Source organism: Paenibacillus sp. NPDC056579, from assembly GCF_042793215.1.
In the GTDB taxonomy this organism is placed as follows: Bacteria; Bacillota; Bacilli; order Paenibacillales; family NBRC-103111; genus Paenibacillus_S.
In genome coordinates this window covers 18,030-42,380 of the sequence record NZ_JBHTVD010000007.1, presented here as the reverse complement: position 1 = coordinate 42,380, position 24,351 = coordinate 18,030, and the positions used below count along the sequence as shown (strand labels likewise).

At 54.3% G+C, this 24,351-nt stretch carries 16 protein-coding genes; 5 read left to right on the top strand and 11 right to left on the bottom strand.

Features of this window, described 5'->3' with window-relative positions; genetic code table 11:
* Positions 1–205 precede the first annotated feature (205 nt).
* Positions 206–1,450: a multidrug effflux MFS transporter gene (locus ACFQ88_RS25100; RefSeq protein WP_379458125.1), complete on the bottom strand. Its 1,245-nt coding sequence runs from the start codon at positions 1,448–1,450 to the stop codon at positions 206–208.
* An 85-nt stretch (positions 1,451–1,535) separates the two neighbouring features.
* Positions 1,536–1,982, bottom strand: a complete 447-nt coding sequence (locus ACFQ88_RS25095) for a MarR family winged helix-turn-helix transcriptional regulator (protein ID WP_239629219.1) — start codon at positions 1,980–1,982, stop codon at positions 1,536–1,538.
* 305 nt (positions 1,983–2,287) lie between these two features.
* Between ACFQ88_RS25095 and ACFQ88_RS25090 the strand changes: the two genes are divergently transcribed.
* Entirely contained in the window at positions 2,288–3,763 is a 1,476-nt protein-coding gene (locus tag ACFQ88_RS25090; protein ID WP_239629220.1) for a discoidin domain-containing protein, read from the top strand.
* A 93-nt stretch (positions 3,764–3,856) separates the two neighbouring features.
* Here ACFQ88_RS25090 and ACFQ88_RS25085 read toward each other — a convergent pair whose 3' ends face one another.
* The 5 genes from ACFQ88_RS25085 to ACFQ88_RS25065 all read right to left on the bottom strand — a co-directional run bounded on the left by ACFQ88_RS25085 (position 3,857) and on the right by ACFQ88_RS25065 (position 8,611).
* Complete coding sequence (locus ACFQ88_RS25085; RefSeq protein WP_379458122.1) at positions 3,857–4,546, bottom strand: response regulator transcription factor; 690 nt, start codon at positions 4,544–4,546, stop codon at positions 3,857–3,859.
* Positions 4,543–6,057 carry a sensor histidine kinase gene (locus ACFQ88_RS25080; protein WP_379458120.1) on the bottom strand — a complete coding sequence of 505 codons (1,515 nt, stop codon included), beginning with the start codon at positions 6,055–6,057 and terminating at the stop codon, positions 4,543–4,545. The genes ACFQ88_RS25085 and ACFQ88_RS25080 overlap by 4 nt, the downstream gene beginning before the upstream one ends.
* Before the next feature lie 12 nt (positions 6,058–6,069).
* On the bottom strand, positions 6,070–6,822 hold the full coding sequence (locus ACFQ88_RS25075) for an ABC transporter permease (RefSeq protein WP_379458118.1): 753 nt from the start codon (positions 6,820–6,822) through the stop codon (positions 6,070–6,072).
* Positions 6,815–7,555, bottom strand: coding sequence for an ABC transporter ATP-binding protein (locus ACFQ88_RS25070; RefSeq protein ID WP_379458116.1), 741 nt, complete (start codon positions 7,553–7,555; stop codon positions 6,815–6,817). The genes ACFQ88_RS25075 and ACFQ88_RS25070 overlap by 8 nt, the downstream gene beginning before the upstream one ends.
* A gap of 123 nt (positions 7,556–7,678) precedes the next feature.
* A complete protein-coding gene (locus tag ACFQ88_RS25065) occupies positions 7,679–8,611 on the bottom strand; it encodes a hypothetical protein (protein WP_379458048.1) in 933 nt (310 codons plus the stop codon).
* A gap of 398 nt (positions 8,612–9,009) precedes the next feature.
* On the opposite strand from ACFQ88_RS25065, the gene ACFQ88_RS25060 reads away from it, so the two are divergent.
* Together ACFQ88_RS25060 and ACFQ88_RS25055 are read left to right on the top strand one after the other, a co-directional pair.
* Positions 9,010–10,410, top strand: a complete 1,401-nt coding sequence (locus ACFQ88_RS25060) for an N-acetylmuramoyl-L-alanine amidase family protein (RefSeq protein WP_379458046.1) — start codon at positions 9,010–9,012, stop codon at positions 10,408–10,410.
* Positions 10,411–10,434: 24 nt separating this feature from the next.
* Positions 10,435–11,022, top strand: coding sequence for a GerMN domain-containing protein (locus tag ACFQ88_RS25055; RefSeq protein WP_239629235.1), 588 nt, complete (start codon positions 10,435–10,437; stop codon positions 11,020–11,022).
* Positions 11,023–11,386: 364 nt separating this feature from the next.
* Here the strand turns inward: ACFQ88_RS25055 and sdaAA are convergent, their stop codons facing one another.
* Both sdaAA and sdaAB read right to left on the bottom strand, forming a co-directional pair.
* Positions 11,387–12,262 (bottom strand): L-serine ammonia-lyase, iron-sulfur-dependent, subunit alpha, encoded by an 876-nt coding sequence (gene sdaAA / locus ACFQ88_RS25050; RefSeq protein WP_379458043.1) that lies wholly within the window; start codon positions 12,260–12,262, stop codon positions 11,387–11,389.
* Positions 12,263–12,344: 82 nt separating this feature from the next.
* Complete coding sequence (gene sdaAB, locus ACFQ88_RS25045; protein ID WP_379458041.1) at positions 12,345–13,085, bottom strand: L-serine ammonia-lyase, iron-sulfur-dependent subunit beta; 741 nt, start codon at positions 13,083–13,085, stop codon at positions 12,345–12,347.
* A 280-nt stretch (positions 13,086–13,365) separates the two neighbouring features.
* On the opposite strand from sdaAB, the gene ACFQ88_RS25040 reads away from it, so the two are divergent.
* Positions 13,366–14,889: a sensor histidine kinase gene (locus tag ACFQ88_RS25040; RefSeq protein ID WP_379458039.1), complete on the top strand. Its 1,524-nt coding sequence runs from the start codon at positions 13,366–13,368 to the stop codon at positions 14,887–14,889.
* Positions 14,886–15,578 (top strand): response regulator, encoded by a 693-nt coding sequence (locus ACFQ88_RS25035; RefSeq protein WP_379458037.1) that lies wholly within the window; start codon positions 14,886–14,888, stop codon positions 15,576–15,578. The genes ACFQ88_RS25040 and ACFQ88_RS25035 overlap by 4 nt, the downstream gene beginning before the upstream one ends.
* Before the next feature lie 347 nt (positions 15,579–15,925).
* On the opposite strand, the gene ACFQ88_RS25030 is transcribed toward ACFQ88_RS25035, so the two are convergent.
* Positions 15,926–24,082 (bottom strand): S-layer homology domain-containing protein, encoded by an 8,157-nt coding sequence (locus tag ACFQ88_RS25030; protein WP_379458035.1) that lies wholly within the window; start codon positions 24,080–24,082, stop codon positions 15,926–15,928.
* A gap of 58 nt (positions 24,083–24,140) precedes the next feature.
* The gene (locus ACFQ88_RS25025; protein ID WP_379458033.1) at positions 24,141–24,347 is read right to left on the bottom strand and encodes a hypothetical protein; all 207 of its coding nucleotides are present in this window, start codon (positions 24,345–24,347) and stop codon (positions 24,141–24,143) included.
* Between the last annotated feature and the right edge of the window lie 4 nt (positions 24,348–24,351).

Here is a 24,351-nt window from a genome sequence, read left to right as displayed (position 1 = left end):
CGGTGACCACCGTGACTATGCGTAGCAGAAAACATGTCCGCGAAGCCCAAAAACCGCCCTTTTTATGACGATAACGTCGTCACAAAAGGGCGGTTTGATTTTATTATGGCATTAATCGGATTGTGGTAGCGATCCGGTCCTATGCGTTGATCGTGATGACAATCGAGAAGGAGTTTTGTGTCATAAAACGCGCATGGAACCAAATTTATGCGTTCATCGTGTACGAAGCCGCAGGTTTCTTCTGCCGGATCATGACAACGTAGCACAGCACGGCTGCAACATCCGCCGCGGCTATAACAATGCCCATCGGCACGGCCGTCTCGCCGCCGCCGAGACCAACGAGCGGAGCGACAACGCCGCCCGAGATGAACGACAGAAGCCCGAGCAGCGCCGAGGCGCTTCCTGCGGCTTGAGCCTGGTTTTGCATGGCCAAGGCGAACGAGGTCGAGCTGACGATGCCGACGCTGGAGACGACGAAGAACAGCGGCAGCAATATCGCGTACAGCCCCGCGCCGGCCAAAATCATCGCGAGCAGCGTCACGCCGCCGACAGCAGCGATTACGAGTCCGCTGACGAGCAGCCGGGCCTCGCCTACTTTGCCTGCCAGTCGGCCTGTAATTTGGCCGGCAATAATGATGCCGAGACCGTTAATGGCAAAAAATACGCTGTACATTTGCGGCGAAGCTCCGAAAATATTTTGAATGACGAACGGGGAGCCGGATATATACGCGAACATCGCGGCAATGACGAAGCCTTGCGACAGCGCGTAGCCCATAAAAGTCCGGTCGCCGAGCAGATTGCGAAACGTCGACAGCGTGTTGCCGATGCCGCCCTTGGAGCGGCGCTCCAACGGCAGCGTTTCAGGCAGGGCGAGCCATACCGCCGCCAGCATAAGGACGCCGAACAGGCACAGCACGACGAACACGCCCGGCCAGGCCGTTATCCGCAGGAGCTGCCCACCGGCGATCGGAGCGAAGATCGGAGCGACTCCGTTGACGAGCATGAGCAGCGTAAAAAACTTCGTCAGCTCCGTGCCCGAATACATATCTCGGACGATCGCCCGAGAAATCACGATCCCTGCGGCTCCGGCGACGCCTTGAATGAACCGCAGGGCAATAAGGGCCCAGATCGACGGGCTGAACGCGCATAAGAGCGACGCGATCATATAGACGAACAGCCCGACCATCAGCGGCTTTCTGCGTCCTCGCACGTCGCTGAGAGGACCGGCGAGCAATTGCCCGAGCGACAGTCCGAGCAAGCAGAAGGTCAAGCTCAGCTGGGCCAATGACGGCGTCGTTTGCAAATCATCGGCAAGCGTTGGCAGCGCCGGCAAATACATATCGATCGACAAAGGTCCGAACGAAGCCAGTGCTCCGAGAATCAGCGCCATCCACAGCCTTCGGGTACGGGGGGTTGCTTCATTGGGGAGACTCATAGAGTTAGAGATCATTCCTTCCTTTAGAGATTCGAGATTCGCGCTCTGAGTCTCGAATTTCGAGATATTGCGCTTATTATTCGCTAATCTATTTAGACAACTAATTATTATCGCGCTGTCCTGCTTCAAGATCCTGATGCATCTGCAGCAAGAGCCTCCGGAACAGCAGCTTCTCCTCCGGACTGAAATTCCGGAAGCATTGCTCCTCAATAGTACGGAGCGCCTCCTTCACCTTTCCTGCTGCAAAGCGGCCCTTCTCCGTCAAATACACCCGGGATACTCGCTGATCTTCCGCATCAGGCTTGCGCTCGACAAGTCCGGCTTTCTCCATCCGGGTGATCATGACCGTCAAGGTTGCAGGCTGAATATGCATGCTGTTGGCGAGCTCCTTCTGCATTTGACCATCCTTATCGGAGAGTCTTAACAGCAGCGGAGGCTGGCCCGGAAATACATCGTACTCCTGAATAAGCCGATCGACATTATGCCGGTAAAGCTTCAAAACATGCTTCATTAGATGCGTTAAAGCATTCGAATGGTTGTATTCCATCGTCCGCCCCCCTATTTAGTTAGCTAACTAATCAAATGCAAGTGTAAAGGATTGCCTAGCTGGAGTCAATATATTTTATCTTGAGAAATGTTAATTTAAGTAAAAGAATTGTGAATTTTAGCTATATTCCGAAGCTGGAAATCCTTATAAGCTGAAAGGGAGGACGTGCAATCAGGCCGTGGATTAAGGAGGCCGAAGCGTCTGACGGAGATCGTAAGGGAGGTGAATGGTTCCAGCGTTATCGCGTACCAGAATCACAGCTCTTTTTTTGTTCCTGAAATTCCATATTCGAGGAGGATGCATTAATGAGGAGCCTGCGCTGGCTGAACAAAAAGTCTTTATCGATGTCCTTGCTGTTTTTATTATGCTTCACGCTTGTACCCGTCTTTACCGTATCCACCGCTTTCGCCGCGACCAAGACCGTTCCTGCGGGGGATGTAGCCGCACTGCGCAGCTATTTGGCCAGCGCCCAGCCCGGCGATATCATTGAATTATCCGGGACCTACAACATTTCAGACGGCACTATCGCCACTTCTGTAAGCGGTTCCAGTAACAATTATATTACGATCCGCGGCACCGGCAGCGGAGCTACGCTCAATTATACAGCTTCCGCAGGCAACGCAGCATTTCATATTAAGCATGGCTATTACAAGCTTGAGAATGTGACGATCAACTCCAACTCGAACTCCAACAAGGGGCTTTTGATTGAAGCCTCCCACGGCTTCGTTACGAATGTGACGGTGAAAAACACGCTGGCCGAAGGGTTCAAAATCCGCAAAAACAGCCAATACTGGCTGATCAGCAGCAGCTCCGCGCAGTATACGGGGCAGAGCGGCAAATTCGGGGAAGGCTTCTATGTCGGAGACGCCGACCAGAACTGGACAACGGCTCCGAACGCCGACCAAAGCGGCTATATTACGTTCCTGAACTGCAGCACGGTGGAGACCAAAAACGACGGCTTCGATTTTAAAGAAGGCACACACCATATTAAAGTCATCGGCGCCGATATCGATTTCCAGAACACCGTTCCCGAATCGACTGTAGGCAATAACGGAATGTATATTCGCGCGAATAACGTGCAGGTCATCGATACGACGGTGAAAAATAACGCAGGCACAGGGCAAGCCTACCGCGCTAATAAAACAACCGCCTCCGACGGCATTTCCTACGGCAGCAACCTGGAGCTGAAAGCCGTATCCGGCGTGAACCTTGCCGGTGCTCTCATTCATACTAACTTCACCTCGAACAAACTGTATACCGACTATACGATGACCGGCGTTACGGGCGGGCTGTACGCTTCCGGCTCGGCAACCGCTACCTCCCTTGCCCCGTCTTCCTTCACGGAAATGACATGGACCGGCGAAGGTGGAGACACCTACAGCACCGGCACCGCTACGAATCTCGCTTTGAACAAAACCGCAACCGCATCTACGGAATGGAGCGCCACTTACTCCGCTGCCAAGGCGGTCGACGGCTCAACAAGCACGCGCTGGGCATCGGCAAGCGGTACGAACAACGGCCAATGGCTGCGGGTCGATTTCGGCTCCAGCCAAACGTACGGCAAAGTGGTCATCAAGGAAACGAACTACGCCAATATAACTTCTTTCAAGCTGCAATCGTCCTCTGACGGCACTAACTTTACCGATATTACGACCGGCACGACCATCGGAGCCTCCAAAACGATCACATTCACTCCTGTAACGTCCCGTTATATCCGGCTGCTGGTCGTTACCGCAACGGACGAAGCGAACGTGAATGAATTCGAGGTATACGCAAATTAATCACATATAAATAAAGCGCATGAAAGGGCCCGCTCCGTAAGGCTTTCGAACCTGCCGGGGCGGACCCTTTTTTCCATATCCCGCTGCTTCGTGCTATAAAATGAACCGGTAGCCCGCTCCCCATACCGTATCGATATATTGCGGCTTGGAGGGATGCAGCTCGATCTTTTCCCGGATTTTGCGGATATGAACGGTTACCGTTGCGTTGTCTCCCATCGAATCCAGCCCCCATATATGCTCGAACAGCTGCTCCTTGCTGAACACCCGGTTCGGGTTCGTAGCCAAAAAGGTGAGCAGATCGAACTCCTTCGTCGTAAAGACGACCTCGTTCCCGTTTACATAGACACGCCGTGAAGCTTTGTCGATCAGCAGACCGCGGACCCGGACCTCCTCGCTTTTGGCTTCCCGCTGGCCGAGCAGCCTCTCGTATCGGGATAAATGGGCCTTCACTCTGGCGACAAGCTCGCCGGGACTGAACGGCTTAATGATATAATCGTCCGCTCCGAGCCCGAGTCCGCGTATTTTATCGATGTCTTCCTTTTTTGCGGAAACCATCAGGATAGGGATGTTGTGCTCGTCGCGGATTTTGCGGCATATTTCGAAGCCGTCCACCTTAGGCAGCATGAGATCGAGAATAATCAGGTCATAAGCGCCGCTCAACGCTTCCCGGAGTCCCGTGTCACCGCTGTGCTCCATATGAACGGTATAGCCGTTGATCTCCAAATAGTCTCTCTCCAGCTCGGCAATGCTCGCTTCGTCTTCAATAATCAATATGCTGGTCATGCCTGAACTCCCCCTCCCTGCGATCCTTGCGTAAGCTTCTTGAGACGGATCGTGATGACCGTCCCCCCACCCGGCTCGCTTGCGGCCGTGATCCCGCCTTCATGCTCTTCGATGATTTGCTTGGCTATGGCAAGCCCGAGACCGCTGCCCCCGGTGTTCCGGTTGCGCGAACGGTCGGCCCGGTAAAAGCGGTCGAATATATGCGGCAGCGCCTCCGCATCGATCCCTTGACCGTTGTCTTCAATTTCGATGGCGTATGCCGCTCCTTCATCCTTCATCCTCATCCGGATGAAGCCTTGCTCCTTATCCATATATTTCATGGCGTTTTCCATAATATTGACCAGCACCCGCTTCAGCTTGTCGCGATCGGCGGCGACCCAAGCCTCGGTCACTCCCGGCTGCGGCTCGAATTGAAAGGAAACGCCCTGTTTTTCGATATCCATATGAAGCTCATCCGTACAATCCTGCAGAAACGCTATCAGGTCCACTTGTTCAAAATGAAACGGCTGGCTGTTCAGGTCAAGCTTGGAAAATAAGAACAGCTCGTCGATCAAACGGTCCATTTGCACCGACTTATTGTAGATCGTCTTTACATATTTATCCAGCTTCTCCGGAGTATTCGTCACTCCGTCTATTATCCCCTCTACATATCCTTTGATCGCGGTAACCGGAGTTTTCAAATCGTGCGATATGTTCGAAATGAGCTCCTTGCGGTTTTCTTCATACTGCAGCTGCAGCTGAACCGATTGCTTCAACCGGCTCCGCATTTGCTCGAACGACGAAGCCAGCTCCCCGATCTCATCCTTGGACTCCGGCTTTACGACGAAATCGAGATTTCCTTCCTTAATCTGATCCGCCGCCTTTTGCAAGGAGCGAAGCGGACGGATGATGCTGCGTGATACGAAGTACGTCAGCAGCCCGTTCGTCAGTACAAGAATAGCGAGCAGCGTGATCAGGAATACGCTGAAATACCGGTGGGCGAACCGGCCGAGCGGATTCATGTCCATCGCGATAAAGGCGCTTCCCTTGCTGCCGTCCGTAAACAGCATATCGTTCTGCTTCGTAATGAACCAATGCGCCTGCCTGTCGTTCCATGGTCCGCGATTTTTCATCTTCTCCTCATGAAAATCTCCACCCGAGCCAAAAGCAGGCAGAGCCTCTAACAGCTCCGGCTCATCAATAGACGGTGACGCATACACGATCTGCCCTTCCTTGCGCACGATCAGCGCCATACGGATCGCCGTCAGCTGAGTATCCAGCAGCTCCTGTACTTTGGATTCAAGCAGCGAATCCGGCGAATTGAGACTGCGCACGCGGATTTCCGCGGATACGTCGGCTTCCTGCTCTATAACGGCGGCTATCGTATTCCGCTCGCTGCCGTCGGGCTTGTAGATCGATTTTACATCGCCCAGCAGGGCCACGCTGATGATCATAACGGCAATGCCGAACAAGATGACCGGCACAAGCAGCATGGCGATATAAGACAGCAGCAAACGAATCCGGATGGACATACGTCATTACCCCTACCATTGTTTTTTGTCGAATAAATAAAAGCCCGCCGTAAAGCTCAACACGCAGAAGCTCAGCAGCAACGAAAAGATGCCTCCGATTTTCCCCCACGATACGATGTCTCCGATCCACAGCATATGCCAGTCGGTATAAGCCGTCGGAGAATAGGTCATCTGCTGCGGAAACAGGAACGATGCCAGTTTGGCCAGACCGTATAAAAGAATGGTCACCGTGAGCGCGCCGCTTCCGTTTTTAAACCATTGTCCCACAAAGACCGCCAGGAAGCCAATGGCCGCCATAGGAACTACCGCTGCGACGTAAGCCAATACGGATTGCAGAAGCCGCGTCAGGCTGCTTCCTTCAAAAGGAAGGAACCATGAGGCAATGACGGAGCAGACGAGGCCCACCGCCGCGTAGACACCGATATACAGCAGCAAAGCCAGATGCTTGGATACATAAATATCGAACCGTGAAATCGGACGGGTCAGCGTAATCTTGGCCGTTCCGTCCTGCTGTTCGCCTGCAAACATATCGGCTGCAGCCATAAAAATCAGCAGCGGGAGCAAGAGCGCACTGAACAAGTTTAACATGAGCACGGGAAAATCCGCTACGGACACGGCTGTGATACCGAAGCCGGTTTGCAGCCGCGATACCATCCAGATTCCGGCAAACGGAAGAATGGCCGTCAGACTCAGGAAAAAGACCGTTTTCCTCCGGAACAGCAGCTTCGTGATTTCGTTCGTCATACTGGCTTGAATGCTATTCATGCAGCGCAGCTCCCCTTTCCTCCCTTACTTGAGCAACAAAATAATCTTCAAGCGTCCTGTGCGGACCTGCCAGCAAATCCTCCATATACCCTTCCCTTATCAGCTTGCCGTCGTATAAGATGCCCACCCGGTTGCACATCAGCTCCATTTCGTGGATCAAGTGGCTCGATACGAACAAGGTGATATTCTCCTCCTTCGCCAGCTTCACCATCAGCTCGCGAATGTCGACCATCCCTTCGATATCGAGCCCGTTCGTCGGCTCGTCGAGAATGAGCAGCTCCGGCTTGGATAATATCGCCGAGGCGATACCGAGACGCTGCTTCATGCCAAGCGAGTAGCCTCCGACCTTCTCGTTCTTGTAGGGTGCGAGTCCGACCAGCTCCAGCACCTCGTCGATCCGGGATGCTTTCAGCTCCGGATAATAGCGCAAGCTCATCCGCAAGTTCGTGTATCCGCTGAAATAATCGTAAGCCTCCGGACGCTCGATCAGCACGCCGACCCGTTTCATTGCCTGTACGTAATGGGACGCCGTATCGAGACCGAACATGCGGACCGTGCCGCGATCGGCCCTGCACAAATTCACCATCATTTTCATTACGGTCGTCTTTCCCGCTCCGTTCGGCCCGAAAAATCCGTATATATCGCCGCGGCGAACCTGCAGATGAATATCGGTTACGCCCCGTCCGTTAGCGTACTTTTTCGTCAGGCCCTCCGCCTCCAAAACTACGTCCATTTTCCATGCCCCCTCTACTGACAACGCCCCTGACTCTCTCAAGGGGTTGTGCTTGCAATTGCAATTCCTCTATGAAGGAGGCGAAAAGCGGTCCTGCGTCCGCCTTCGCCCTTGGTTCATTCCTTAGCGGCCTTTGTGCGGGCCGAATGTTTTCTCTATGTTTTGTACTTGCTTGCCGGTTAAATCCACCTGCTCCGGTGTCGTCGCGTCGAAGCCGGACAAGTCAGCCGCCGCATCGATGACAACTTCATGAGCTGCGCCTTTGTCGTCTTTGCCGGTTACCGTAACCTTCAACGTCTGCCCGGTAATCCGGTTCTGGGCGTCAACCGCCGCGTGAAGGCTGACTTGCTTAATTTGAATGTCTTGGGACAGCTTAGGCAGACTTCCCGTAAATTGCTTCAGCTCGTCGGCAAACGGATTTTGCTGCATATCCCCGGCTTTGCCCGGATGATGGCCATTCACCGCACCCTTAATGACCAAGGAGCTGATGGCATTCGCTACGGCCGGAATTTGGCTGCCGTTCAGCTGCAGATCGATCTGCTTCGTGCCGTCGGCTTGCGGCGTCAATGTCACCTGGTCCTTCAGCCCGCCTACCAGCGCGTCAATGACGTTCTCCCGCTCTTTGGCAAAGGTGCTGTCATCCCATGTCTCATTGCCATTGTTGCCACCGTCCTTGCCGTGATGCCAATCGTGTCCCGACATATCGATGACGCCGTACACGTCGCTATCTCCCGGCTTGACTACGCCTTTGCTGTCCTGCTTGTAGAAAGCAGCCGTATTGCTGGCATCGCCGGCTTTAACGGCTACATCGGCACTAACGTTCTTGAACGACGAATCGGATTTGATTGTGGAAGTCACGTCCAGCAGCTTCGTTCCATTATCCTGAACGGACACATGGACATTTTTCGTTACATTGGAAATCGAAGCCGTTTGCTTGATCGCCGCTTTATAGGCGTCATATCCTGCCGCATCCCCTATCCCCGCAAAGGCGGATGTGACGAACAACGCGCTTCCCAAAGTCAATCCCGTTCCCACTACTACCCATTTCTTATTCAATGTGATTCCTCCTTTGATTGGTTTGAAAGCATCTCCGCTTTCTGATTACCAGCTTACCCCGCCGTTATAAACTCCCGTTAAACAGGCTCTAAACCGGAGATTAAAACATTCTTAAATATTTCTAAACTGGGCGCAGATGCCCCATTCCGCATAATCGCTTCCTTTCCTTCCATCCAATGGGTTGAAAATTGCTCCATAAGACCCAAGCAGGGAAAATAGGCCTTGGAAAAATGCAACAAATGGGGCTTCGCGGAGTCTAATAATCTGTAACCTGTCGAAAAGGAGGTCATGCTGTCGCAAATACATAAGAAAAAAAGGAGACTGAAGCTGTTTTTTGACAACCGTCCATTGCGGTTCGCAACATCCAATGACTTACGAATATTGTTTAGAGGTGAATGATGAAGGTAAGATTTATTACTACACTGTTATCGCTGCTGCTTATCGCACTTCTGATCCCGGCTTTCGCTTCGGCTGCGGCTAACGATTCCATTTCCGGCGTTCCGTTGTTTTTTAACGGGAAACAGTTGAAGCCGGAGGTCGCGCCGCGAATAATTAAGGACGTAACAATGGTTCCCGTTCGTATCATTGCGGAGGAGCTGGGCTCCAAGGTGCAATGGGACCAGGACGCCCAAATGGTTACGATTGTAAAAAATGAAACCAAAATCGAAATGGTTATCGATCGGCCTTCGGCTGTGGTGAATGGAGTCAAGACTCCGCTGGACGCTGCGCCTTTGCTGATTGCCGGCAATACGCTGCTGCCTGTCCGGTTTGTAGCCGAGAATATGGGGATTGAAGTGAACTGGAATGCTGTGAGCCGCGCCGTTTATTTAACGGAGAAGCCGGCTGCGAACCCGGGGACCGTACAGCCTCCTGCCGGACAACCTGATGCTCCAGCGGACAAGCCGGCTGTGGACGCGAACGGCAAACCGTTGCCTGTCATCCAGAAGATCGACCTGTCCTCTTCCCAACTGCTTATTAAGGCGGATACGGGCGAGCTGAAGCCGGTTACGTTCTCTTTGAACGATCCTTCACGGATTGTCATTGACATTCCCAATGCCGTATTGGACCCGTCGTTATATACAAATAAGGCATCAAAAAGCGGAGAAACCGTATCCGACAGCGTATACGTGTCCAAAGTCCGCTACTCGCAATACAACGTCAGCCCGCATTCCGTCCGCGTGGTGCTTGACATGAAGCAATCGGTGGATTTATCCTGGGATTCGGGTGTGGGCACGGCCGCCTTGACCGGCGCTTTCCGCCAAGCTCAATATAAGGTGGTTATCGACCCGGGCCACGGAGATCAGGATCCCGGCGCCAAAGCAGTCAACGGCCGGACGGAGAAAGAATTCAATCTGACGATGGGCCTCAAAGTGTACAAGCTGCTGCAGGAGGTACCGCAAATACAGCCGTTTCTTACGCGAAGCGACGATACGTTCATTCCATTGGATAACCGTTCCAAGTTCGCCAATGACCGCAACGCCAACGTATTTGTGTCCATTCACGGCAACAGCTACCTGAAAACGTCGACTGGCACCGAAACGTATTACTATAAAGCCGATAGTGTTGCATTTGCCGACATTATGCATAAACATCTGGCAGCGGCAACCGGACTGCCTGATCGCGGAGTGCGTCAACAACCGTTTCGCGTGGTAAAAACTACTGATATGCCCGCTGTGCTGCTGGAAGTAGGCTATCTGTCCAATGAGCGCGATACCTCACTGATGTTCGACGAAGCTTTCCAGAACAAGGTGGCTGAAGCAATCGTTGCAGGCATCAAAGAGCAGCTTAACCTTCGATAGGCAGAAAATAAGGTGGTGGTTTCGATGCAAAAATTTACAGTTCGCAGTGTGCTCCTGATCGGAGCGCTCGCATTAGCCTTGTCGGGGTGCGGTCAAAAGCCGCTCGGCAGCAATGGAGCACAAGGCTCCGAGCCGTCCGGGAATACGGCAAATAGCCCCCAGACGACTCCGCCTCCCGCACAGAAGGAGGTTCCGCAGGACACGAAGAAGGAGCAGAACCAGCTTCACATCAAGTCTTATTATGGAGATGAGCTTGCTACCAAGCTCGTGGAGAAGGAAGTTACGATCAATTTCAAGGAAGACAAGGACAAATATACGGCCGCGCTCTGGACGTTGAAAAAAGCTCCGCAAAACAGCAATCTGGTGCCGCTGGCGGAAGCGCTTGGCTTCAAATCGGCCGTGCTGAAGGAGAAGAAGCTGACGCTCGACTTGACCGTCTCAGGCGAGGGCCGTCTCGGGGCTCCGGGCGAAGCGATGCTTCTGGAAGCGATTAAGAAGACGCTGTTCCAGTTTAAGGAAATCGACTCGATCGATATTCTGGTGGACGGCAAAGCGGCGGAATCGCTGATGGGTCACATGGACCTGCCTCATCCGATCAAAAGAGGCGAATGAGTTGACGGACAGCTCCTTACTTGGGAGCGTCAGCTTTCATAAGAAATTTGGCGCAGCCTAATTTCTTACGTGTCGCCACAAAAAAGCGGCTTGCTTCGGCAAGCTGCTTTTTTGTGTTGTTCATAGACGGCTGCGCTGGCTGTGCTGTGGACAGCGGAGTAACATCCTTCTCACAGGATGGAAATCTGTGGATGAATATCTTGGGGATAACTCGTTCTGTGGATATGTTTATAACCTCATGCCGATTTATGCACAGTCTAGGTTTATAGACTGTTGATATTGTTGATAACACTGTGTATAACCGTATTCTCTTCCAAGAGCGAAGGAAATCATTATAAACCAATTTCCCCCTGTTTGAAAAGCATTATTTCTTTCTCAGCTCCTCCATTAATTTGCGTCCCGTCGGCGTCTGGGCGAGCCCGCCGCCCGCCGTTTCGCGGTGCTTCGCAGGCATCGCGGAGCCGACCTCCAGCATCACCTGGATGACCTCGTCCGAGGGGATGACGCTTCTGACGCCGGCGAGCGCCATATCCGCCGCCGCCAGAGCCGTCACTGCACCGAAGCCGTTGCGCACGATGCAGGGCACTTCCACGAGGCCGCCGACGGGATCGCAGATGAGGCCGAGCGTGTTTTTCAGCGCGAGGCCGACTGCATGGACGGCCTGCGCCGCCGTTCCGTCGCGAAGCTCCGCGAGCGCGCCCGCCGCCATGCCGATGGCGGACCCGACTTCGGCTTGGCAGCCGCCCTCGGCGCCGGAGACGAACGAATTGTTCGCGATGACGTAGCCTATGGCCCCCGCCGCGAACAAGCCGTACGTCATGCGCTCGTCGTCCCAGCCGAACCGCCGCTGGCAGCTGACGAACACGCCGGGGATGATGCCGCACGAGCCTGCGGTCGGCGTGGCGATGACGCGGCCCATCGAGGCGTTCACCTCGGACACCGCGAGCGCGTAGGCCATTGCCTCGCTCGCCGCGTCGCCGAGGCTTGGTTCCTCGCGCTCGCGGTAAGCCATGACCCGCTGCGCGTCGAGCCCGGTCAGGCCGCTGCGTGAGGTTGTGTTGTCGCGCAGGCCGCGCTCGACCGCTTCCTTCATGACGGAGTAGTACTCCGTCATCTTCGCGAATTCCTGCTCCGCGCTTCGTCCCGACTCGGCGGACTGCTCCTCCAGCATCAGCCTGCCGATCGTCATGTTGTTCGCTTCGCACAATGCCGCCAGCTGCTGCAGCGTTCTGAATTTCATCCTTTTGCCGACCTTCCTTCTTTTTTCTTAATGGCGTTCCTTTATATAAGGGAAGGCTCCCCCTCCGTGTGCTTTCCTGCCTTTATGTCCGATCGTCTTCTCTGCTTAGCTTCTGTTTGGCTGCCGTACTGTCCCCGACTATGTCGCTCTCCAGGTTCAGATCGACTATATGCACGGATTGAATCGCCTGCACGCCGTTCAGATCCGCAACGAGCTCCGGCGTTGGAGCGGCATCCAGCTCCAGAACCGTCAGCGCATCGCCGCTGCGGCTTTTTCGGTCCACGGACATGTAACCGATGTTAACGCTGCGCTGCTTGAGCAGCTGTGTCATATCGGCGACGGCACCCGGCCAATCATGATGCCATAAGACCAGGGTCGGGTATACGCCGCTCATTTTCACGCTGAAGCCGTTAATCTCGACGATCTCGATATTGCCTCCGCCGATTGAAGTTCCGACCATGGACAGCTGCTTCGGCTTGGAGGACGAGGCCAGCACGATTTTGGCCGTATTCGGATGCGGGAACAAGCCTTTGCCTTCATCGAACGTAACGTGCAGCCCGCTCTGCTCCGCAATCTCCAGAGCATCCGGAATGTGCGGATCGTCCGTCTGCAGGTCGAGCAGTCCTCCGACTATGGCACGGTCGGTTCCATGCCCCCGATACGTTGCGGCGAACGAGCCGTAGAATAGAATAAGCGCCTGCTCGGGCTGCTCCCCGAACAGCTGCCTCGCCGCCCTGCCTATTCTCGCAGCGCCGGCGGTATGCGAGCTGGAAGGTCCGACCATCGCCGGACCTATAATGGAAAACACATCTTTGAACCTCATTCCGACACTCCCCGGGCATTGGTTTCAATTTCATAGATATGCCCGATTTTGTCTGATTTTATGAATTTGATACTCATGCCGCCTTGCCCCGAACTTAAACTTTTCTATTTGCGGAGTACATCAGCTATCTACTGTGAAGAGGGCAGCTTTTCAATCGGAGAACAGGCTGTTGATTAGTCAATCTGCACGGTGAAAAAACGGCTTTGTCGAAAAAAGGCGAATGCCCTGCGGTTTTATGTTAAAATAGATTCATAGATGACATGCGCGCAGGAGAATCCCTATGACATTACTGCTTATTTTTCTAATGCTGGCCGCCATCGTCCTGTTCATTACCAAATCGCGCAATCCGTCCGCTTATTGGATGGGCTTCGTACTCGTAGGCTGGTTTCTCAGCATGGCCGGACTGATCTTATTCATAGCTAAATACGGCGGATTCTACTATAAGGTGAATATCGTGCTGTTTTTCAACGACAGCATCCGCAACTTCCTGCTTGAGCTGCCAATCAAGATCGAGGGCATCAGCCGGATGATCACCATAGGAAGATCGCTGTTTGTGTTCAGCTTGATCGGGCTCTCCGTCTCTCTCTTCTACTACAGGCCGTTCCAGCAGCTGTGGAAAATCTACGCGGTCAATACGCTATTCCCGATCGCCAATATCATTTTTTACGATCCGGTCATCTACAAATGGGCTCTGACGGTATTGGACCGAAATTTCACCTATGTGATCGGCTGGGTGACACGGGGCTGGCTCGTCGTATCCTTGCTGCTCTCGCTGCTGCTCATGATCCAGAAATACCGGAAAATGACCGTGCCTTGGGTCAAAACGCAAAGCAAGCATATTTTGTACGGCGTCTTTTCGCTGGTGCTGTTTTACTTTTACCTAGGTTTTATGGGCCCGCTGCAAGTATTCGACGTTCGTACTTATTATGTGCTCTATTCGGATTTTTCCAATTTCAATCCGCCTTTAACGCTGTTCGGCTGGTATGCAAGCATCGGATTTACCGGCATTTTATCACTGATCAGCATTTTGTCCATTTGGCGGTATACGGAAGTGGAGAAAACGATGGGCAAACGCGACCTCCAGCTGCAGCGCAAGCTGAACACGGCCAATATGGGAGCGAGGGTATTCACCCATGCGATCAAAAATCAGCTCATCATGATTCAATTGCTCATCCGGCAAGCCAAAGATCAGTCCGGGGCGCAGCAGCAGGCAGCAGCTATGGAATCGATGCAAACGCTTTCCAAGGCGGAGGATATCGTCTCTCACACGCTCAGCCGGCTGGATCAGCTGTACAATTCGTTTAAAACGAACCAGCTTCATTTGAGAGCGGTTTCGATCCGGGAGCTCATGCGCCTGACGGTGGAACGGGTAACGGTTGTCCCCGATCATATTCATATCGATTGCCAGCTGCCCGATGAATCCTTGATGGTGCTGGCCGATTTGGAGCCTTTGACGGAAGCGCTTTATAACTTGCTTGTCAATGCCGTTGAAGCGATAGATGAGGATCGTAAAGGACTCATCGTCATGAACTGTTATGTAGAGGAAAACTGGGTCATCGTGCAAATCATCGACAACGGCTCCGGCATTGAAGCAGGTCAGCTGGAGACGATTTTCGATCCTTTCTTTACAAGCAAGAACACGACGAGAAACTGGGGCGTCGGTTTATCGTTCAGCAAGCATGTCGTGATGGGCCATTACGGACGCATTCATGTCGAGAGCAGCCCGCAGGAGGGAAGCACGTTTCAGATCATCATGCCGGTGTATGTAGTAAAATCCGAGCTTAAGGAGAGTCGAGAGCCATGAGACCGATCCGTATTATCGTTGCGGAGGATTTGGATGTGCTGAGAAACCATTTCTGCCAGTTGATCGGCCGCGAGGAGGATATGAACGTCGTAGGGCAAGCCGCAAGCGGCAAGCAGGTGCTGCAGCTGCTCAAGGAGCATGAGGCCGACATCATTGTTATGGACATCGAGATGGATATGAAGCACGATGGCATCATAACGGCGCAGAAGGTGCTGCTCAGCTACCCGCATTTGAAAATTATTTTCCTGACGGTGCACGAGGACGACGAAACGGTGTTCAATGCCTTCGAAACCGGAGCCGTCGACTATGTTCTGAAGACGAGCCCTCCGGAGGAAATAATCCGCAGCATCCGCAGCTCTTATGACGGGATTGTGCAAATTCGCCCCGAGTTTTCGTATAAAATCAAAAACGAGTTTTCCCGGATCCGCCGCAACGAGGAGAGCCTGCTTAAGGCAACGATTATTTTGTCGCAGATGACGCCGACGGAGCTGGAAATTATGGAGCTGCTGCTCAAAGACATGAAGGTGGCGGAAATCGCCCGGTTCCGGCAGGTCGAGCAGTCGACGATCAAATCGCAAATCAACCTGATTTTGAAAAAGTTCAACAAAAAAAGATCGAAGGAAGTTACACAGATGCTGCGGGATCTGAATATTCACCAGCTGATTCATAAGGTAAGAGGCGGGGACTGAGCTGACACTAGAGGGATGGGTGTAGGGGTCCAACCGTTGTTAATATCGCGTCTCACTTTATTATATCTAGAGGGGAAGACGCGATTTTAAAGGCGGGCGCTCCGCTTTTCCAACCCATTACCCATCTCCTCTTCCGGTTCAACTCTGCGCGCCCCTGCCACTTATTTCTGCTCCTAACCGGTTGGCTAGTCGATCAAAGTTAAGGGCCTAGTCCCATCAAAAGCTAACCCGCTCCCTAGAACTGTGTACTATGCAGCCTATCCGCCCGGTTAGTGGCTACCCTCCCCTGCTCCTCTCCAAATAAAAAAACCGTCAGGGACATCATATCCCCGACGGTTTCACTACTTCTACTTGCCTACTAACCCAAGCCGTTCCATGGCGCGGAGAATCAATACAGCTCCCTGAGCTCTGCTTGCGGTAAGCTCCGGTGCGAACCTTCCTTCATCCACGCCGTCCATCAGCCCCTGTTTGCGGGCGGTCTCTACATAGCCTGCAGCCCATGTGGCGATGGCTGCACCGTCCGCAAAGCCCGGGACGGCGCCGGCCTCGGCAAGCTCCTTTGCTTCGGACTGGGCTTGCGCTTCTAGTCCGAGCGCCCTGACGATAAGCGCTGCGAGCTCCTGCCGCGTCAGCACATCGTCGGGACGGAACAAGCCGTCCGAGCCTTCCACCAGTCCCTTCTGCTTCGCCCATGCGATGTACGGCGCATACCAAGCCTGCGCATCGACATCGCTAAACGGCGCTTCCGTCAATGGCGCGAGCTTGACGCCCGTTCCATTTCCGGCAACGGCTTCACGGCTCGCCGTCATCTCCACCAGCAGCTTCGTAAACTGCGCTCTCGTCATAGGCTGCTCCGGTTCGAACGTTTGCTCCGTCATGCCGTCGATCAGATGCCTTGAGATCAGCACCTGCACGTCCCTGCGGGACCAGTGCTCTCTCAGGTCCGCGAAGGGCCGCCCGTAGGCCATGACAGCGTACGTTCCGGGCTGCGCCACTCTTGCTGTGATCATGCCTTCAGCGGAATTGGCTATGCCGCCGATGTACGTCCAGCCGCCGGAGATACCTGACTCATCCTTCCGGTAGATACCCAGCTTGCGTACATCGAAATCCGCATGCTTCACCGGATCATAGTGCAAGGAAAGCTGCAGCGGTTTGCCCATTGTTCCCGACTCAAGCTGAAGTCGGAACGCTTCGCTGTAAGCTTCATAGCCGGCCGGCACTGGGCCGGTCTCGACCTTGTGCACATTCATCCGGCTGCCTGCCGGGAATGTTCCCTCTTCGTACCGGAAACGGATCCGCTGCTCGTATCCGCTCCATTCCCCGGCCTTCGGACTAAGCTCCACCACGTTTGCAGCCGGTTGTTCCACTGGAGGGACTGTCGTTCCTCCTCCGCCGCCACCGCCACGGCCCCTGCTCTTGGCGGCAGTACGAGCGTCTACCGTAACGCCAGCCGAAACGTTGCCGCTCAAGTCCGCGGTCACCAATCGAACCTGGTAGCCTGTATCGGCTTGAAGTCCTGTAAAGCTATACTGAGACGTTCCTTTCGGTATCGCGATGTCCGTTCCGAACGCTTCTCCCTCTCCCTGTTTTTTCACGGAGATACGAATTTCCTTCAAATCGGCGTCCGCCGGATCGGTCCATTTTACGGTAAAGCCTTCGCTAGTCGCATAATTCACAGAAAGTGAGCTCACCTCTTGCGGCGGCGTTCGATCGGGCTCGGGTTCCGTCCCCTTGGTTCTCGCATCCAGCGTAATTCCTTGCGACAGGTTCGAGATTCGGTCCGACGTCATGATGCGCACTTGATACTCTGTCGATGACTCCAGTCCATCGATGCGCAGCGTGCCGACGCCCGGATCTACATCGACAGGCTTGCCGAAGCGCGCATCCGTCCGCTTTTTCCACGAGACGAGGACATTGCGCAAATCGGCGTCTCCCGGGTCGGTCCAGCTCACAGTAAGTGCGGATGTTCCCGGCTGAATCGCCGCTTGGGCAACCTCGGCCGCCGGGGTCGTATCCACGATGAGCGGGTCCTCCTGAATCGTTGTACCCTCGGCAGTAATACCAGCCGATTCCGCTGTACCGTCTGCTGACGCAGCAGCCAGCTTCAATTCATACGTGGTGCCGGGCAGCAGCCCGCCTAGCAAGTATTCGTTTTGTCCGCTGTCCAGCTCTACCGGTCCGGCGTAGGCAGCGCTGCTGCCTTTCACACGCCAATACAGCTTCAGTTTGCCGGCATCGAGACTCTCCATGCCTTTCCAATGAACACCGAGCTGCTTGCGGCCCGCCGTCGTCTTAAGCTGCTCGGCTGCTTCAGCCGGAGGAGTACCGCTCGGCTTCATAGTCACCGTAGCGGAGTAATCCTGCTCCATGGATACTTTGGCGTAGCTGTTTACCCATCCGGCTACCGTCACTTTATATTCCTTGCCTGCGGTAACCACACCGGAAGGGATCCACCGGAATTGCCGGGAAACAAGCTGATTTTCCGCATCCTTGACGGCCCCTGCAGGCTCGACGGTTCCTTCGATACGTTCTCCATCCGTTGTTTCTACGATGATGGTCAGAGAGTCGGCCAGCATATATTTGCTGAACCTTACTCGAACCCCGGTGCCATATACGGCATCGGCGACAGTCACGCGCGGCGGCTCCAGCGACTTCATCGGAATATTCACATCCAGATGAGGGGGCAGCACAGTCAATTCGGGACTTCGAGCCGGAAGGTAGCCGTCTTTTTCATACAGCACCTGCCATTTGCCTTCGGGCACATCCCAGCCGTACTTCCCTTGCCCGTCGGTAACGAGCGGGTTCGATTGGCCGTACCAATCGGAATCCCACAGCTCCCACGCGCCGTTCTCTTCGTTCTTCTTCAGAATGGTGGCCGTTACGCCCTCCAACCGGTTCTCGGGCAAGGTCTCATACACGTAGCCGCTCGGATCATAGATCCACGCAGGATCTGCGACTTTATCATCGTCGTCGGGACGGTTATCGTCATGATCGTCGTTATCATCGTCATCATCGTCATCCTTCTTGTCGCAGCGATCGATCGCGCCCGCTTCGGCCATATCGTCACGCCATTGCTTCTCCTTCTCGAAATCGGCCTTCAGCTTATCCAGCTCATCCTGCCAGCTGCTTTTCGCTATATAGCCCATCACGCCTAACACTCCGCCAATAATCACTCCGCCTACGGGCGGAATAACCAACGTTAATGTACCCGCCACCAGAGCCAGACCGGTCGTTGCGTTTTTGACGATAAGATTGCGTTTAGCCTGGTTAAACAGTCTTTCGGTTTGGCGAAGATAATGATTGACGGTCGGCGAATGGCATTCCGTAGCAATAACATAATCCTGAAATTCGATCAGCTGATCGGCATATTCGGCAAAATCCAAGCCGTCCGTCACATACTTGCTCAAATTGAATAAGGCGCCGCCGACCCTAAACGTGCTTTTGACCGTAATGCCTCCGGCTTCCGCGGCAGCCGCCGGTCCAAGAAGCGCCCGGATGGGAGCCGCTGCGTCTCCCATCAGCAGGGATGCGTCTATCGTAGCTTCCATCTCGATAATGCCTGCTTCTTCATTAACCCGCGTTTTCACATCCCGGTACTTTTTCCCGCCGCCGAAGTTGCCTGATGCCGCCTTGGCCGACAAACGGAAATACCCAAGCTCTTCTTTTCCATCCATATTATATTTGATTTTCAGGGTCGGAGAATGAACGAAACCGTCGTCTGCCGGCGTCACTTCATCCGTGAACGGCTGTTCACCCGATTGCTCATCCAGCAGCTCATACGTGGCATTCCGCCAAACATCCGTCATTCTGGCTTGCTCGGCCTTCCAATCCTCTTCCGTAGGAACGGGTCCTTTCTCAAACGCTTTCGGCTTCTCGTCATACGTTACGTAAAGCCCCGAGCCCATATAAGAAACAGGCTGCATCATGGCATGGAATTTGCCGTCCTCTTTATTGTAGAAGGCCGGTATCTCCACATCGCCCAATCGAACTTTTACGTTTGTTATGAGCTCGGGAGCGTTAGACTCCAGTTCGAAAAAGATCGGCATGGAAGGTACGATAACGAATGGAAAGCGGGCTACGCCTTCCGCAGGATTGATAGATACCCGGCTGCCTTCCGGCTGGCGCATGACGATGTTTTTGATCGCTGTATAACCGGAGTCCACCGTCACAGCAGCCGTCTTCGAAGGTGCAGTGTTTCCTGCGGTACCCGCTTCAGCTTGAGCCTGAGCTCTAAGCACATAGGTCGACGATCCTTTGCTCCATACGCCCTTTTCCGGCTTGGGTGGCAGCGTAACGCTCGAATACCAGAGACCGCCCGGCGTCGATTGCGTTTGGCCGACCAGCTGGTCATCGGCGTATACAGACACCGTCTGCCCTGCGGGAGCGCGGCCGCTTACTTTGATCGTATGCTCCGTAGTCCGCTTGGGCGCCTCGAGGGTAAGCTGCTCCAGCCGAATCCACGAGATGCCTAGAAGCTCCTCCTTCGTTCCTTGAGCGTCGTCATAGCCGATATGGACACGAGCCATCACATCGTTAGAAGCATTCGGATCCAGCTTCAGCCTGTAGCTGAACGCCACCAATTCTCTGGCGGTGATTGTGCCGATTGGCACCTTCCACGTACCGGAGCCTTCACTCCCGGGTACCGGCTCCACCGGAACGCCTTTCAGCATCACGCTGCCCGGCACCAGCTCCGTTCCCGCCGGCACTTCAATGCCGAGGTATCCTCCTGCCAAAGACACGCGATTCGTATAAGGAAGCTTGTAGCTGCCCCTTAATGTTACGGTGCTCCCCGGCACCGCCGTCATTTCCAGCACGTTCAGCCCGTTATCCGGCTTGCCGTAGAACAGCTCACCTGAAGGCATCAGGATATCGCCGAGATCCAGCAACTGGCCTTCCGCCACGTCTACGAATTTCGAGTAGCTGCTGCGGCCTCTATTGGTCGGCCAAGTTTCCAAGTTGATCAGCAGCTCCACCTTCCCGCTTTGCGGAAGGGAGATGGAGAAGCGGCCGCTGCTATCGACTGTGGACCCGCGGAAGTAACCGACCCGCTGCCCGTTAATGGTATTGGCATAGGCGTAGAATCCGGAGTAATTCGTTTCGCCTGCGATTCTCCCTGTAATTCTTCCTTTCTCCTCCAGCCTAAGCTCGGCAGTGCCGCTGCGGTATTCGTCCAGCGTAACCTCCGTGCATGCGGATTGGAGGCCTGCCTCCGTACCGTCCATGCATACGGTCACTTGCTCACCTGGAGCACCGACAACAGGAAGCAGATTATCCGTCACTCCGTTTGTATTATAGCGAAAGCTTGGTGAGCCCCCCTTGACAGTAAGCCCATAATGAACAGCCGATCTCCAGTCCGGCATTTCGATCTTTTGCCAATCCCCGTCCACGGGCTTCATTAAAGTGACCAGCTCGATCCTGCCGGGCCCTTGGGGGATTACCTGCAAATCCGCCGTAACCGTCTGTCCCGGCAGCATTTTGACAGTAACCGGCTTTTCTGTCGATAGCAGAGGTGGAAGTATCTTCTCGGCTTGGAGCCAATACGTGCTTGCATTCGTTCGCAAGCTGTACCGTCCCTGACCGTCGGTTACCGTATCTTTCACCCTGCGTCCGCCCATAGGCTCCGTGAGCGCAACACGTACTCCTGCAACCGGCTTTCCATCCGGATCGGTCACGGTTCCTTCCACATTGCCGAATGTTTCTTTTTCCAGGGAAAAAGGCTTCGTATTAAGGCCGGGCTGCAGCTGCAGCGCAGCTTCCGGAGGATTCAAGTACGGCGAATAGGCGGTTACGCGAAGCTTAACCTCGTCACCGGTCAGAAAGCTTCCCGTAAACTTGGCTTCGCCATTAAAATTCGTCTGGACCGCGCTCAGTATGGAGCCGTTGCGGTCAAGCAATTGTACCTTCGCCTGGCCGATGACTGCACCGTCGTCTTCGCTCTTCACGGTTACAGCCAGCTCAGCCGAAGGCAGGGCATCCACCGTAAGGGCGCTTTCCTTCCCTCTTTCTATGACAATTCCGTTTTGCTGAAGCAGCAGATTTCCTTTCGTATCAATGACGCGGAGCGTATAATCGGAGGCCGCTCCGAGCCCAATGCCGACGTCCATTCCGTCCTTGAGCTTGACGCTGTTGCCTTGCCGGGCGGCTTCGCTCCATAAGACGATGTTGGCGCCGCGAAGAAACGGTTCGTATTCCGGCCGAGCCTGAACCTTCACGTTCAGCTTTCCTGCCACGGGCACAGGCAATGAGGCGGCATCTTTATACACCGAAGGATCCGTCTTGCTGACGGCTCTGACCGATGTGAGTTCCGTCGCCTCAGCCGGTATGACGAAGGAGCCGCTATATACCGTACCCGACCCGGTATCTGCGGTTAAATCGACCGTCGCCGTTTGTGCGCCACCGGACCGGTCCTTGTAGCCGACAACGGCCCTTAATTGCTGACCGGCGGTTCCGTAGGCATACAGCATGATGTCGCTGCCTGGAAACGGCTGGCCGTGAACGGTCTGCTCCGTATGCCAAGCCGCTTTCTGGATGTCGCCTCCAGGCGCCGTCTGACCGCACGACTCGAAGCATACGGAATACACAGCCGCGCCGTCCTGAATGTATAAAGCCTGGTTGCCGTTCGCACCAATATCCGAGGAGGCCGACTTTCGGGCTCTGTTGCCTATCGGCTTGAACTCGCCTGTTTTCAGATCGATGCGCACAACCCCGGCATGAGAGTTAAACGGCGGTGAAGAGGAGCTTCCGAACGGATCGTAATTGTTGTAATCTACAACGACGTACCGTCCGTCCGCGCTTAGTCTAGGCTTCTCCAGCGATATGCTCAAGCTGGAAGGAAAGTCGGCTGCAATGCGGTGAGTCCCGGAGCGGCGGTCCAAGACGGTCACGCGGCTTTCTTCGGACTCATAGTTGGCGGTATAAGCCAGTAAGCTTCCGTCTCGAGACAAATTCGGCAGCCACGCCCGTCTCTCCGTATTGTCTCCGTCCACTACCGGAATGTGCTCCAATACGCCGGTCTCTATGTTGTACAGGAATAAGCGGCTAAGCGTCCGGTCGTGTCCGCCCGGAATCAAATTCGTCGCATCCGACGTGAAGGCGACGTACTTCCCGTCCCCGCTCAAGGCAGGCTGACCGCTGGCGGCATTCGCCTGCTGCTCTCCCGGTCCGGCGCTGATCCGCTTCGTCTCTTTCGTCGCCCGGTTGTATACGAACACATCCGACTGCCCGTTGGTGTCACCGCTCACAATGTCTGCCGAATCAGAGGAAAAGGCGACCCAATTCGCATCGTCGCTCAACGCTATCTCATTGGCTGAGCCGTTCATGTGAACCAGCGGCACGCGGATTCGCGAGGCCGTATCGTACAAGACCAGCTCGCTGTTCCCGCTGTCGTCCCTGCGAGATGAATAAACAGCATAACGGCCGTCCGCACTCAGGTTAATGACTCCGTATGCATCATACATGTCCGGGGCATCACCGATCCGGATCGTCTTGCCGGTATCCATCCGGTGGAAGTAAAGACTGTAATCGGCTGCATCCGGCGGCGGCGAGCCCGGCGTTTCCAAATCCCGCTTAGCCGATCTGAACGCTGCGGATAGGCCGTCACGGCTGATGACCGAATCCCAGAACCATTCTCTGCCTTCCGCTGTGTCCGTTGAGCTTGCGATTAAGGATGTATTTTTTTGAAAGCTCGCCGTAAGCTGATGATAGTAGCCTTCCGACTGGTTTCCCGCTTTATCGACGGAATATATTTCGTAGTCGACATAAGTCATTTCCGGAACATCCGTCTCCAAATGATAAGGAAGCTTTGTTTCTTTAACGGATTTACCGTCCTTGACCACCAGGTAATGATCCAGATCCGGGTCCGGGATATAGGTGCCTGATCCGTCCGGATTCAATACGGTAGGCGGCTTCCATTCCAGCTCGATTCGATCGTACGACGGATTCGTCCAAGAGAGCTCGTATGGGTAAGCCGGAGCGGTACGGTCTACCTCTACCCGCATTATATTGGATTTGTCGCTGCTCACACCGTCCAGCTTGGCTGTCGCAGCAATCGAATAGGTTCCTTCCGAGGCAAGCGAGACCGGTACAGTGAACGGACCTGTTGCCGCCCCATATACACCGGTAACGACCGTGGAGCCGGCATCGAAATAAGGTCCTCCGTTGAAGCTAAGCTGTACGGTCACCGCAGCATTCAGCTTGGCCGAGCCCTTCACTTCAACAAAAGGCTGCTTGGTCAGCTCCGGCAGCGGCTCCAATACAGGAGGGTCCAGTGATAAGACAGGTGCTGCTAGCTGCTTCGGATTGTATACCGATTGGCTGACCGCAGCACCGTCCGTGCTCAGCTGCGCCACTTGTCTTGTAACCGTTCGTCCAACTCCTTCCATGCCGTCTTGAATAGACCTCGGCATCGTATCTGCAGAAGCTGCCGTTCCGTTCGCAGCCAAGGCCGGTGTAATCAATCCCCATAATAAACTCATAATGACTACAAAAAGGGTTGCTCGTTTCACGACGATATCACTCTTTCTACCAAAAATTGATTTCCGCTTCGCTGCTCTTATCCGGCTCTTACGATGAATACAGCCGATGCGAACGGATAAGCACGAACCATGGCGCACGGTCGAGCTCTTTATCCACACAACGGCAATGATGGGCTTGATCGCCGTCTCTATGATATGCTGCAAAAACGGATGGTAAGACTGCGATCACGCAAACCGCCAAGAAACATGCAATCGAAAGCTTGATGCTCTTACTGACCTCGATGAGCTCCTTCATGGAT